Origin of the sequence: Scopulibacillus cellulosilyticus (assembly GCF_042665295.1) — a bacterium.
Classification (GTDB): domain Bacteria; phylum Bacillota; class Bacilli; order Bacillales; family Sporolactobacillaceae; genus Scopulibacillus_A; species Scopulibacillus_A cellulosilyticus.
In genome coordinates, this window is record NZ_JBHTCO010000002.1 from 13,281 (window position 1) to 26,626 (window position 13,346).

13 protein-coding genes are annotated in these 13,346 nt (G+C 38.4%); all 13 read left to right on the forward strand.

Translation table 11 applies throughout. From position 1 onward, the window contains the following. Nucleotides 1-68 precede the first annotated feature (68 nt). The 13 genes from ACFQRG_RS01130 (at nt 69) to ACFQRG_RS01190 (ending at nt 13,343) form a co-directional block, all read left to right on the forward strand. The gene (locus ACFQRG_RS01130) at nt 69-1,961 is read left to right on the forward strand and encodes a PrkA family serine protein kinase (protein WP_380962778.1); all 1,893 of its coding nucleotides are present in this window, start codon (nt 69-71) and stop codon (nt 1,959-1,961) included. A 203-nt stretch (nt 1,962-2,164) separates the two neighbouring features. After that, nucleotides 2,165-2,728, forward strand: coding sequence for a signal peptidase I (gene lepB / locus ACFQRG_RS01135; protein WP_380962780.1), 564 nt, complete (start codon nt 2,165-2,167; stop codon nt 2,726-2,728). A 12-nt stretch (nt 2,729-2,740) separates the two neighbouring features. Further along, nucleotides 2,741-2,896 carry a hypothetical protein gene (locus ACFQRG_RS01140; RefSeq protein ID WP_380962782.1) on the forward strand — a complete coding sequence of 52 codons (156 nt, stop codon included), beginning with the start codon at nt 2,741-2,743 and terminating at the stop codon, nt 2,894-2,896. Between the two features lie 273 nt (nt 2,897-3,169). Then, nucleotides 3,170-4,327 carry a sporulation protein YhbH gene (gene yhbH / locus ACFQRG_RS01145; protein ID WP_380962784.1) on the forward strand — a complete coding sequence of 386 codons (1,158 nt, stop codon included), beginning with the start codon at nt 3,170-3,172 and terminating at the stop codon, nt 4,325-4,327. Nucleotides 4,328-4,475: 148 nt separating this feature from the next. Further along, a complete protein-coding gene (locus ACFQRG_RS01150; RefSeq protein ID WP_380962786.1) occupies nt 4,476-5,384 on the forward strand; it encodes a ComEC/Rec2 family competence protein in 909 nt (302 codons plus the stop codon). A gap of 101 nt (nt 5,385-5,485) precedes the next feature. Then, on the forward strand, nt 5,486-5,914 hold the full coding sequence (locus ACFQRG_RS01155) for a CBS domain-containing protein (protein WP_380962788.1): 429 nt from the start codon (nt 5,486-5,488) through the stop codon (nt 5,912-5,914). Between the two features lie 165 nt (nt 5,915-6,079). Further along, a complete protein-coding gene (locus ACFQRG_RS01160; protein ID WP_380962791.1) occupies nt 6,080-6,736 on the forward strand; it encodes an HAD family hydrolase in 657 nt (218 codons plus the stop codon). Nucleotides 6,737-6,851: 115 nt separating this feature from the next. Beyond that, nucleotides 6,852-8,393: a GNAT family N-acetyltransferase gene (locus tag ACFQRG_RS01165; protein ID WP_380962793.1), complete on the forward strand. Its 1,542-nt coding sequence runs from the start codon at nt 6,852-6,854 to the stop codon at nt 8,391-8,393. Nucleotides 8,394-8,506: 113 nt separating this feature from the next. Continuing rightward, nucleotides 8,507-8,842 carry a DUF3870 domain-containing protein gene (locus tag ACFQRG_RS01170; RefSeq protein ID WP_380962795.1) on the forward strand — a complete coding sequence of 112 codons (336 nt, stop codon included), beginning with the start codon at nt 8,507-8,509 and terminating at the stop codon, nt 8,840-8,842. 323 nt (nt 8,843-9,165) lie between these two features. Further along, complete coding sequence (locus ACFQRG_RS01175; RefSeq protein WP_380962797.1) at nt 9,166-10,500, forward strand: short-chain fatty acid transporter; 1,335 nt, start codon at nt 9,166-9,168, stop codon at nt 10,498-10,500. A 289-nt stretch (nt 10,501-10,789) separates the two neighbouring features. Further along, nucleotides 10,790-11,485, forward strand: a complete 696-nt coding sequence (locus ACFQRG_RS01180; protein WP_380962798.1) for a CoA transferase subunit A — start codon at nt 10,790-10,792, stop codon at nt 11,483-11,485. Then, nucleotides 11,472-12,131, forward strand: coding sequence for a 3-oxoacid CoA-transferase subunit B (locus ACFQRG_RS01185; protein ID WP_380962800.1), 660 nt, complete (start codon nt 11,472-11,474; stop codon nt 12,129-12,131). Before ACFQRG_RS01180 ends, ACFQRG_RS01185 begins: the two co-directional genes overlap by 14 nt. Nucleotides 12,132-12,143: 12 nt before the next feature. Next, nucleotides 12,144-13,343, forward strand: coding sequence for a thiolase family protein (locus tag ACFQRG_RS01190; protein ID WP_380962802.1), 1,200 nt, complete (start codon nt 12,144-12,146; stop codon nt 13,341-13,343). Nucleotides 13,344-13,346 lie beyond the last annotated feature (3 nt).

Here is a 13,346-nt window from a genome sequence, read left to right on the forward strand (position 1 = left end):
ATGAAAACATTGGCAGGCTTCTGCATAGGATGTATTAATATTGGCTGATAACCTTCTGGGGGGATTATATGGACTTTCTTGGAAAAATCAAACAACACCGTAGAGAAGAAGAGAGGCTGAAATGGGAAGGTACGTTTGCGGAATATTTGGAGTTGTTGAAGGAACGGCCAGAAATCGCGCAATCAGCGCATTCTCGTGTTTATAATATGATTAAATCCGCTGGAGTATCCGAAGAGGATGATAAGAAGCATTATCATTTCTTTGACCAAGAAATCTTTGGTCTGGAAGACGCGATTGAAAGGCTTGTTGAAGAATATTTTCATCCTGCAGCTAAACGGCTGGACGTCAGAAAAAGAATTTTGCTTTTGATGGGTCCGGTCAGCGGCGGTAAATCAACGATAGTCACGATGCTGAAAAGGGGACTGGAGGCTTATTCGAAAACTGATGAAGGGGCCATTTATGCTATTAAAGGCTGCCCGATGCATGAAGATCCCCTGCATCTGGTTCCGCACCATTTACGGGACGCTTTTTATGAAGAATACGGCATAAAAATAGAAGGCAATCTGTCGCCGCTCAACACGATGCGCTTAGAGCAGGAATACGATGGCTGCATTGAGAATGTTTTGGTCGAGCGTATTTTTCTTTCAGAAGATAAGCGGGTGGGGATTGGGACATTCAGCCCGTCAGACCCGAAATCTCAGGATATTGCCGACCTTACAGGAAGCATCGATTTTTCAACAATTGCTGAATTTGGTTCTGAATCAGATCCAAGGGCCTACCGCTTTGATGGTGAATTGAATAAGGCTAACCGCGGTATGATGGAGTTTCAGGAAATGTTAAAATGTGATGAAAAGTTTTTATGGCATCTTTTATCTCTTACTCAAGAAGGAAATTTTAAAGCCGGAAGATTTGCTCTTATTTCAGCAGATGAGCTTATTGTTGCTCATACGAATGAATCTGAATATCGGTCTTTTATAAGTAATAAGAAAAACGAAGCGCTGCATTCCAGGATTATCGTTATGCCAATTCCATATAATTTGCAAGTCAGCGATGAGGAACGCATTTATGAAAAGATGATTAAAGAAAGCGATATGGATGTTCATATTGCACCTCATGCGTTAAGAACCGCAGCTATTTTTTCCGTATTAACGAGGCTGAAGGAGTCTGAAAGCCGCGGCATAGACCTTGTTAAGAAAATGCGGCTTTATGACGGAGAAAATGTTGAAGGATTTAATAATGCCGACCTGCATGAATTGAAAACTGAATATCAAGATGAAGGTATGAGCGGTATTGATCCGCGTTATGTTATTAACCGCATTTCATCTGCTATTATTAAAAAAGATGTACCATCCATTAATGCTCTGGATATACTCCGGTCCATTAAGGAAGGGCTTGACCAACATGCATCCATATCTAAAGAAGATAAAGAAAGGTACTTAAATTTCATCTCCTTAGCCAGACAAGAATACGATGAGCTTGCTAAGAAAGAAGTGCAAAAAGCATTTGTCTACTCATTTGAAGAATCAGCGAAAACTTTAATGGACAATTATCTTGATAATGTTGAGGCATTTTGCAATAAAAATAAAATGACAGACCCGATTACCGGTGAAGAACTTGATCCTGATGAAAAGCTCATGCGTTCCATTGAAGAACAAATCGGTATTTCGGAAAATGCAAAAAAAGCGTTTCGTGAGGAAATCCTTATTAGAATTTCAGCTTATGCCCGGAAAGGAAAGCGATTTGATTATCAATCACATGAGCGCTTAAGAGAAGCGATTCAAAAGAAATTGTTTGCAGACTTGAAAGATGTCGTTAAAATTACGACTTCAACGAAAACACCGGATGAAACTCAATTAAAGAGAATTAATGAAGTTATTGCCAGACTTGTTGATGACTATGGCTATAATACAACATCAGCCAACGAATTACTTAAATATGTAGGCAGCCTTTTAAATCGATAAGCACACTTCGGTGTGCTTATCTTTGTTATAATAGTGGAGATGTGTTCTGCACGTTTGCTATACAGGGAAGCACTTCTGCTTTCGCCGCAACTCGCAGCAGTTCATGAAGTTATGCTCGTTGTTACATTTTCTTTAATTGCTTGTTAATCGTTCAATAATTATGTACTCTTAATAGTGAAGGGACTTTCCATGGAGGTAACTAGATGAAAAAACGCAAGAAGAGTGAAGCATTTGAGTGGATTAAGGCGTTAGTTATTGCCGTCATTATAGCTCTTTTAATCAGAGGTTTTGTTTTTACGAATTATATCGTTGAAGGTAAATCGATGATGCCGACACTTCAGGACGGCAATCGATTAATCGTTAATAAATTGGATTATGAGGTGAGCAAACCTCATCGCTTTGATGTTATTATCTTTCACGCAACGAAAACCGAAGACTATGTTAAGCGTGTTATCGGGCTGCCCGGCGACAAAATTGCTTATAAGCATGATACTTTATATGTTAACGGCAAGCCGGTTAAAGAGCCTTATTTAAACAAATATAAAAGCGAATTGATTAGCGGACAGCTGACGCAGGACTTTACATTAAAAGGTTTGACCGGCCAAGCACGGGTCCCTAAAGGAAAGGTATTTGTTCTTGGGGATAACCGTCAAAACAGTGTTGACAGCCGGGTCTTCGGGTTTGTTGATGAAGATAAGATTGTTGGTAAAGTAGATCTTAGATACTGGCCTTTATCAGAGCTCCAGGTTAATTTTAAACACAATTAGGGGGGAACCTTAATGTCTGAAGAAAAAAAGCCTGAAAACAGTTCAATGGCAAGGAATTTTAAAGAAGTCAAAGAATTAGGCAAGGAAATGGAAAAAATGAAAACAAACAGTGAAATAATAGACAAAGGCAAACAGCCTGATCCGGTACAACATGAAGAAGAAAAATAAGCAGGACAAGCTCTCTGACTTAAGTTAGAGAGCTTTTTTATATGTTCATTTATATTTTTTCAATTAGTCGTTCTGCGGTTTTTTTATTTATAACCTTTATTTATTTCAAAATCTAAGCAAATATTGACTTGACCTGCATAAGATAAAGTAATCAACCCTCTGACAAAATATTTAGATTTTTGTACAGGTGCCTTATAGAGGTTGTTTAAAAAGAAATGTGGATGATTTCTTTTTAAACACGCACTTTAGGGTGAATTTAAGGAGGGAACTTTTATGAAGAACTTTTTAGTATCCGAAGAGTCGTGGGATTTACATCGTAAAGGCTATCAGGACCAGCAAAGGCATACTGAAAAGGTAAAAGAGGCTATCAAAAATAATTTGCCTGATCTGGTCAGTGAAGAAAATATTATCATGTCCAATGGCAACAGCATTACCAGAATTCCGATCCGGTCATTGGATGAATATAAGCTGCGGTATAATTATGATAAATCTAAGCAAGTAGGCCAAGGTGACGGCGACAGTCAAGTCGGCGATGTTATTGGCAGATTGCCTCCCAATTTTGGTAAAAAAGGTTCTGGAAAAGGAGAAGGTGCCGGGGAACGTCCGGGGATTGATTATTATGAAGCAGACGTCTCAATGTTAGAAATTGAAGAAATGTTTTTTAAGGAATTGGAGCTGCCTAATCTTAAGCAAAAGCAGGAATCCGATATTACGATAGAAAATATTGACTATCGTGATATTCGCAAAAAAGGTTTAATGGGAAATATTGATAAAAGAAGAACCATCCTTTCGGCTATTAAGCGCAATGCTATGAAAGGAAAGGCGCAAATCAACCCGATTCGTGAAGAAGATCTTAGATTTAAGACGTGGGAAACAATTAGAAAGCCTGAAAGCAAAGCGGTTGTTTTAGCTCTTATGGATACAAGCGGAAGTATGGGGATTTGGGAAAAGTACATTGCCCGCAGTTTCTTCTTCTGGATGACGCGATTTTTAAGAACAAAATACGAAAGTGTTGATATAGAATTTATTGCTCATCATACAGAAGCTAAAGTTGTCACCGAAGAAGACTTTTTCTCAAAAGGGGAAAGCGGCGGAACCATTTGTTCTTCAGCATACAGCAAGGCTCTTGATGTTATTCATTCTTCATATCCTCCTTCGAGGTATAATATTTATCCTTTTCATTTTTCAGACGGTGATAATCTTTCCTCAGATAATAAAAGATGTGTTGAGCTTGTAAAGCAATTAATGGAAGTTGCGAATTACTTTGGATATGGAGAAATTAATCCTTACAACCGAAAGAGCACGCTTATGAATGCTTATCAAGATATCAAAAATGAAAAATTCCGCTATTTTATTTTAAAACAAAAACGTGATGTTTATTATGCCATGAAGCATTTCTTCTCAAAACAAGAAGAAGCCGTTTCAAACTGATAATGATGTTTAAAATGTGGAGAAACCCCCAAGTTTCTCCACATTTTTTTAATTCGCAAAGTTGAATAGCAGAGGATTAATAATCGTAACCTAACAACAAAAAGAGCCGAAACCCATGGGTTAATTTTTTACAAAGAGGTGGAAATATGTGAAAAAATGGGTGATTATTTTAACGGCTGTCATCCTGTATTTTACTCCTCTGCGGTTCGTTTCAGCTAAAGAACAGCCCATGCAGGTGCATTTTATAGATGTTGGACAGGCTGATTGCATTCTTATTCAAACGCCGCAAAATAAAAATATTCTTATTGATGCAGGAGATATGCGTTCAGGCCCTAAAATTATCCAATATCTTAAATCCCATGGTGTTATGACATTGGATGCATTAATTGCAACACATCCGCATCATGATCATATTGGTTCAATGCCTGATATTATTTATAATTTTAAGGTTAAGGCTTTTTATATGCCGAACTTAACAAATAATACCAGAAGCTACAATTTGTTGAGACAAGCCATTAAAGATGAGCAAATCATGGTATTCAACGCAAGGGCCGGTAATAAAATTGAAGTGGAGCCTAAGGTATCCATTGATATTATCGGTCCGCTGGCAGGCCGTTATGAAACGATGAATGATTATAGTTATGTTTTAAAACTGATTCATGGTAAAAATACGTTTTTGCTTATGGCTGATGCCGGTGAGCAAAGTGAAACGGCATTGTTAACGAAGGGCATTAATGTTAAAGCAGATATTATTAAAATAGGCCATCACGGCGCCAGCACCGGATCGACCTTGCCATTTCTAAAAAAAGTCAATCCAGATGCCGCTGTTATTTCCGTCGGCAGACATAATCCTTGGGGATATCCGAAAAGGGCTGTTATCAATCGCTTAAAATATTTGAAAATCCCGACATACCGGACAGATTTGTTAGGAAATATTGTTGCCATCAGCGACGGGCGAAGCATTCGTTTCACATATGAAGAAACAAAACGCACAGATCCTTCAAGTATTTATTTTGATCGCATGAACATTATTAAGAAGGTTAATACGGGGAAATAGTGAGTAAATTCTTCCTGTTTTATTAACAATTCCATGTTCAATAGCTGGATGATTCGATCTTGCTTTGGTCAAAATAATTTTTGAAGGGAGGAATTTTTTAAATGGCACAAAATCTTGGAAGCATTATGCATAAAAATGTCATTTCTGTATCACCTCAGCAATCCATTAAAGAAGCTGCTGAGCTAATGAAACAAAATAACGTTGGATCATTACCAGTCGTTGAAAATGGTGAATTAAAAGGGATGCTGACTGACCGTGATATTACACTTCGTTCAAGTGCAGACGGTAACTTAAATAAAACTGTTTCTGAATGTATGACAAGCAAGAATATTGTTACGGGTACTTCAAACATGGATGTTCATCAGGCGGCAGAAATGATGTCGCAAAATAAAATTCGCCGTCTGCCGGTTGTTGATAACAATCAAATGGTAGGCATGGTTTCCATAGGCGACTTTGCAACACAAAACGAATATCAAAATGAAGCAGGAGAGGCGCTTACTAATATTTCTTCTCCATCCAAACCTGATTAATTTGAGTCCTATAGCAGTTAAAAATTTTAATACTACCCCGGTATATACCGGGGTTCTCTTATGTCAAACATGAGATAAACAATTTTTATGATTCTTTGTTAAACTATAATGGTGCAGTTGGAAATAATGACAAAATAAGTTGTTTAAAAGAGAGGTTGTCATTTTATGATTAAAGCCATTGTATTTGATTTTGACGGAATGATTCTGGATACAGAAACGCAATCTTTTCGTTCCATGCAAAAAATGTATGAAAAATATCACGTGGAACTGCCTTTTGAACTTTGGAGTAAAGCCATCGGAGCCAGAGGCGGTTTTGACGCTGTTAAATATTTAGAGGACCAAACAGGTAAAGAAATTGATACGGCAGCCTTCTATAAAGAAAGAGAGAAAATTTTTCTGGAGCTGATTGATCAGGAAGACATTTTGCCGGGTGTGGAGTCAGTTCTTGAAACGGCTCAAAAATTAGGCCTTAGAATAGGTTTGGCAACAAGCTCACAAACAGGATGGGCAGCAGGCCACCTGGAAAGACTGGGTATACTTGATTATTTTGAATATATTTGTACCGGCGATGATGTGAAAAACGCCAAACCGGATCCGGAAATCTATTTAAAAGTCGTTGAACATTTTGGCGTCAAACCCCAAGAAGCGATTGCTTTTGAGGACTCCTTAAACGGGGCGCTTGCAGCAAAAAGAGCAGGAATGTTTTGCGTTGTCGTACCGAATTACGTGACAAAAAATATGGCATTTGAGGATATTGATGAAAAACTTAACTCCCTTGCTGATACAACTCTTGAAAAACTAATAGAAGCCTTCGGCGATTAATGATTTTTACATAAGGTTTCGCTCTGAAAACAGGATGCATGCATGCTTTAAAAGTTTTAAAAAGATAATATATTGGGTAAAGAAATAAGAAACAGAAGCATGAAGGGGTATAAGTATGCCAAAGATTGATATTCACCAGTTTGAAACAAAAATTGAACTCCGCAATATTAGAGAAAGCGATATAGATGAATTAATGGCACTTCAGCAAGTTTGCTTCCCGGGCATGGATCCCTGGAAACGGGACCAGCTCGAAAGCCATCTTAAAATTTTTCCGGAAGGGCAATTTTGCGTAACCTTTGACGGGAAAATCATTGGTTCCTGCTCCAGCCTGATTATCAATTTTGATGAATATGATAATCAGCATACTTGGGATGAAATTACTGACGAAGGTTATATTACGAATCATGATCCGGAAGGTCTTAATCTTTATGGCATAGAGGTCATGGTACATCCTGATTTCCGGCGCATGAAAATCGGCCGGCGCCTTTACGAAGCACGCAAGGACCTGACCAGACGGCTCAATTTAGAAAGTATTATTATCGGCGGACGGATTCCCAACTATCAAAAATTTGCTGATAAGATGACACCGCGCCGCTACGTTGATGAAGTCATTGAACATAATATTTATGATCCGGTATTAACCTTCCAGTTAATGAACGGCTTTACGGTAAAAAGAATCAATGCCAGCTATTTGCCCGATGACAAAGCTTCGCAAGCATACGCGACATTAATGGAATGGAATAATGTTGATTTTAGAAAGAAAACGAAAAGGCAGTTTAAAACATCATTTCCAGTCCGGATGTGTGTCATTCAATATGAAATGAAGAAAATTAACAGCTTTGAAGACTTTGCTTCACAAGTTGAATATTATACGGATGTTGCTTCCGATTTCCGTTCTGATTTTGCCGTGTTCCCGGAAATTTTCACGACACAGCTTATGTCGTTTTTAGATGAGAAAAGCCCGAGTGAAGCGATTAGAAAGCTTGCTACATATACACCGCAATATCTGGAGCTATTTAATAATCTTGCAGTTAAATATAATGTCAATATCATCGGCGGTTCACATTTCGTCGAAGAAGATCACCATATTTATAATGTGTCTTACTTATTCAGAAGAGATGGAACAATCGACAAGCAATATAAGATTCATATCACACCAAATGAGCAAAAGTGGTGGGGAATTACGCCTGGCAATCAAGTCAAAGTCTTTGATACCGATTGCGGTAAAATTGCCATCCTTATTTGCTACGATATTCAATTCCCCGAACTTGCCCGTTATGTCGTTGATCATGGTGCAAATATTATCTTTACGCCATTCTGTACTGATGAAAGACAAGGCTACCTTCGAGTCCGTTATTGTTCTCAGGCCCGGGCCATTGAAAATCAAGTGTATACGGTCATTTCCGGAACAGTCGGTAATCTTCCGCAAGTTGAAAACATGGATATTCAATATGCGCAATCAGGTATTTTTACTCCATCTGATTTCAGCTTTGCAAGAGACGGTATTGCCGGTGAATGTTCGCCAAACATTGAAACGGTCGTCGTCGGTGATGTTGATTTAGAAATCTTAAGGCGCAATCGAAAAGCCGGCAGTGTCACGCAGCTAAAAGACCGCCGGGATGATTTATATGAAATAAGGTGGAAGGGGAAGGATTAAAGTTAATATGGAAAACTAAAACAAAACTTAATCCTTAGAGAAGCGCAGCGTTTAACTCCAATTTAAAACTGGGGTTAAACGCTGATTAAGAAAACACAGTAAGGAGTATTAATATGGGAAAACAAACTGAACTTAAAACTGCACTGGTTACAGCTTATGCCAAGGCTCCTCAAGGAAGTGCAATGTACGAAATATATAAGCATGCCGGTATTATACTCGAGATTGATATGAGCACTCACGAAATCGTTAATGCTGAATTTACTTTTATTGCAGATTTAACGAAGGATTTTTTTAAGCGCATGATGGTTGGGTACAATTTATCTAACGGTATTGATGATCTTGTAAAGAGAATAGAGGCACATTATTTTGCACCATCAACAAATTCAGTTATCGTTGCATTAAAAGCAGCTTATAAGCGCTATTTTGAAAAAATCCAATCAAAAAAATAATTTTGACATATTTAATGTAAGCGTTTATAATTATCATGAAGACTATTAATTGAAAAGTTTAACTTTAAGAAAAGCATCTTCTTAATGGTGAAATGCCCAATTTCATTAAAATTAAGGATACCTAGCTTTTCCAAAAATAGTTATAAGAAAATCGTCTGTTTTCTTATTTCTTTTTGGTGGAGCTGGGTTTTTTGTTATGCATTTTTATGGAGGTGAAATAATGATGGAGCGTGTTATAAAAGATAAAAGAACAGCAATTTAAATAAAAGGTTATCAAAAGATATAAAAGCAAGGAACTTTTTTAAGTTAAGGGGGGATACATTGTGGAGAAGATTACTAATTTTTTTACAAATTTAATGAGAAAGTATTTACCTGAACCATTTGTGTTATCCATCGGGTTAACCATCCTAACTATGATTTTAGCCATGATTATAGAAGGGCAAGGCTTTATTAAAACGACGACAGATTGGGGTCAAGGTTTTTGGAATCTTTTATCTCTTACAACGCAAATTGCTGTAGTCTTAGCTATGGGATACGTTCTGGCAACAGCACCAATTGTTGATAAAATGTTGAACAAGCTTGCCAGCCGAATTCATACACCCAGAACGGCAATCATTATCGCAACTGTCGTCGGTTGTATCGGATGTTATATCAATTGGGGATTCGGCTTAATTGTCGGGGGAGTGATAGCGAAAAAGCTGGCGTTAAAGGTTAAAGGCGTTCACTATCCTTTAATCATCGCTGCCGGATATAGCGGGTTTACAATTACTGGATTGGGTATATCGGGAACTATACCGGCCTTAATTTCGTCATCAACTCATCCAATGGTAAAAGAAATAGGTATTATCCCGTTCAGTGAAACAATATTTACGTTGCCAATGGTCATAACAAGCCTTGTCATTATTGTTACATTACCGCTTTTGAATGCCATGCTTCATCCAAAACATAAGGAAGGCATTATAGAGATTGATCCTTCATTAGAAGATGCGCAAAAGGAAGCGGCACCAACAAATTTATTAGGCGAAAGCACATTTGCAACTAAATTAAATAATAGCAGGATATTATCTTATTTAATCGGCTTCGTTGGAATAGCCTATGTTATCATTTATTTTATCCATGGCGGCTCGCTGGAACTTAATATGGTTAATTTTATTTTTCTATTCCTGGGCATTATTTTATTAGGGACACCTGGAAAATATGTGGCGAGCTTAAATGACGGAATCAAAACGATTTCGGGCATCATTTTACAATTTCCGTTTTATGCAGGAATTATGGCCATTATGGCCGGATCAGGCTTAGTCGATACGATTGCAAAGGGATTTGTAAGCTTCTCTTCTGCTCAAACATTACCGTTTTGGGGGCTGGTGAGTTCCTTTATCATTAATTTCTTTGCACCATCTGCCGGCGGTCATTGGACGATTCAAGGACCATTTATGATCCATGCGGCTAAAGAATTGGGAGCATCCATACCCAAAACGGCCATGAGTGTTCAAATGGGGGCTGCCTGGAATGATTTGATTCAGCCGTTCTGGGTTTTACCGGCGCTTGCCCTCTCAAAATTAAAATTAAAGGACATTATGGGTTATACAGTAGTGATGATGTTCTGGGTAGGCATTGTTTATGTCGCAGCCTTTTTAATCTGGGGATATATGGGATAAATATTTTCGATTAAGAAAAGGCTAATTTATACTTTCTTAAAGTTCAGTGTTTGACAAAAATAGTTATTCCTTGATAACATATATTCGTTTAAAAGCTATTTATAAAAGAGTAAGAATCTAATCAGTTTCTGATTAAGATGATGGAAAGTTGACATCTTAATGTTGAAAATTAACCGTTTTCAAGTAAATTAAGATCACACAGCCTTTCCAAAAGAAGCGCATCATGCTTGTTTCTTTTGGGGAGGCTGTTTTTTGTTTATTGTTTATTAAATAACTTGAGGTGATAAATATGGGGAAGTTAGTAAAAAAAGATGAAGTCATTAAAAAAATTAAATCAGGCGATACCGTAATGGTCGGAGGGTTTGGCTTAGTAGGCGCACCCCTAAGTCTGATTGATGAGCTGACACGGTACGATGTAAGTCAATTGACGGTAATCAGTAACAACTTAGGAGAGCCTGGCAAAGGCCTCGGCGTCTTATTAAGACAAGGCAAGATTAAGAAAGCGATCGGTTCTTATTTTACCAGCAACAGGGAAGTTGGAGATTATTTTAACCAAGGCAAACTGGACATTCAGCTTATGCCGCAAGGGACAATGTCTGAATCCATTCGGGCCGGCGGTGCCGGAATTGGCGGATATTATACGAAAACCAGTGTTGGAACTGAATTAGCAAAAGATAAGGAAGTTAGGGAAATTGATGGTGAATTATATATTTTCGAAAAGCCTTTACGTGCTAATGTTTCATTAATTAAAGCAGCGAAGGCTGATACTCTCGGCAACCTGGTTTATTACAAAACGGCACGCAATTTTAACCCGCTGATGGCAACTGCCGCTGACTTTGTGATTGCGGAAGTTGACGAGATTGTAGAGCCTGGAGAGCTCTCACCCGAAGAAATTATAACGCCGCACTTATTTGTTGACGCAATTGTTGAAAGTGAACTGATTTTAACAAAAGAAGGAGTTGTTTCAAAATATGCGTTCCAATAAAGAAACTCAAGAGTTAATTGCTAAACGTGCAGCAGCCGAAATACGCCCTTATTCTATAGTCAATCTTGGGATCGGAATTCCAACACTTATCTCAAAATATGTAAACTCTGAATCTATTTACTTTCATACCGAAAATGGGATGCTGGGGGTTAAAGAGCTAACATCCGAGAATGATTTTGATCCAAGCCTTGTAAATGCAGGGAAATTACCGGTATCTGAGCAAATTGGTGCATCTTATTTCAATAGCGCTGAATCTTTTGGCATGATTCGCGGCAGTCATATTGATGTAGCCATTCTAGGTGCTTTACAGATTGATGAGAACGGCTATATTGCCAACTGGGCAATACCCGGAAAAAATATAATGGGAGTGGGAGGAGCGATGGATCTTTTAAGCGGTGCGAAAAAGGTCATTGTTACGACTAATCATACTGCTAAAAATGGTGATCCGAAAATTGTTAAGAAATGTTCTTACCCTATTACTTCCATTCGTAAGGTCGATCAGATTATAACCGAGCTGGCAGTTTTTGAATATCGAAATGAACAGTTGTTGTTAACGGAATTAATGCCTGGCATCAGTTTAGACGAGGTTAAAGAAAAAACTGATGCGTCTTTTGAAATTTGCGAAACGATCAATTCATTGAGTTAAGGAGCGGCAAACATGAATAATAAAGTGTATATTGTCAGTGCGCAACGAACAGCAGTTGGAAAATTGGGCGGGACACTTAAGGACGTTCAGCCGGATGATATATTAATGCCATTATTCAAAGACTTAAGGGAAAAGCATCTTATTCCTGATGAAGTGATTAATGAAGTCATTATCGGTCAAGCAAAGCAAAGTCAAGATCAATCAAATATTGCTAGAATGGCACTTTTAAAGGCGGGGCTTCCGGAATCGATACCAGGCTATACTGTCCATCGCCAATGCGGCTCCGGCATGCAGGCCATTCATAATGCCTTTTCATCTATTCGTGCCGGATTAGGAGATGCCTATATTGCAGGCGGGGTAGAAAGTATGAGTAATGCCCCTTATTATCTTCGAAATGCCCGGTTTGGATTCCTTTCAGGAAATGCTGATATTCTTGACCCAAATAAAGAAAGCCAGCCGGGGTCCCAACCGGTTAAGAAATATGGCCGTCTTGTCATGGGGATGACGGCTGAGAACTTAGCTGAAGATTACTCAATCTCCCGGAAGGAGCAAGATTTATTCGCTTATAACAGTCAGTTAAAGGCTCATGCGGCAATTGAAAGAGGAGATTTTCAAGATGAAATTGTGCCTGTCGCCGTTCCTCAAAGAAAGGGAGAATCTATTATCTTTTCAATTGATGAGCATCCAAGAAAAACAGATTTAGAGAAATTAGCCCAACTTAAACCGGTATTTAAGAAGGAAGGAACGGTAACAGCAGGTAATTCATCCGGCTTAAATGATGGTGCATCAATGCTGTTGATAGTTTCTGGCGATATCGTAAAGCAATATGAGCTGGAACCTTTAGCCGAGGTTGTTGGTCTTGGCCTTTCAGGGGTAAAACCTGACAGGATGGGCATCGGTCCTGTTGAGGCGACAAAAAAGGCATTAGACATGGCTAATATAGGAATACAAGACTTAGGTTTAATAGAGCTTAATGAAGCCTTTGCAGCTCAATCATTGGCAGTCATTAAGGAACTGGGTTTACCGATGGATATAATTAATGTAAATGGCGGAGCAATAGCCCTTGGGCATCCGATTGGGAACAGCGGCGCAAGAATCAGTGCTACACTTATTCATGCCATGTTGAAAAGACAGGTAAAATGGGGACTCGCTACCCTATGTATAGCCGGAGGACAAGGCATTACGACTGTTTTTCGATCGATGAAAGTTTAATTT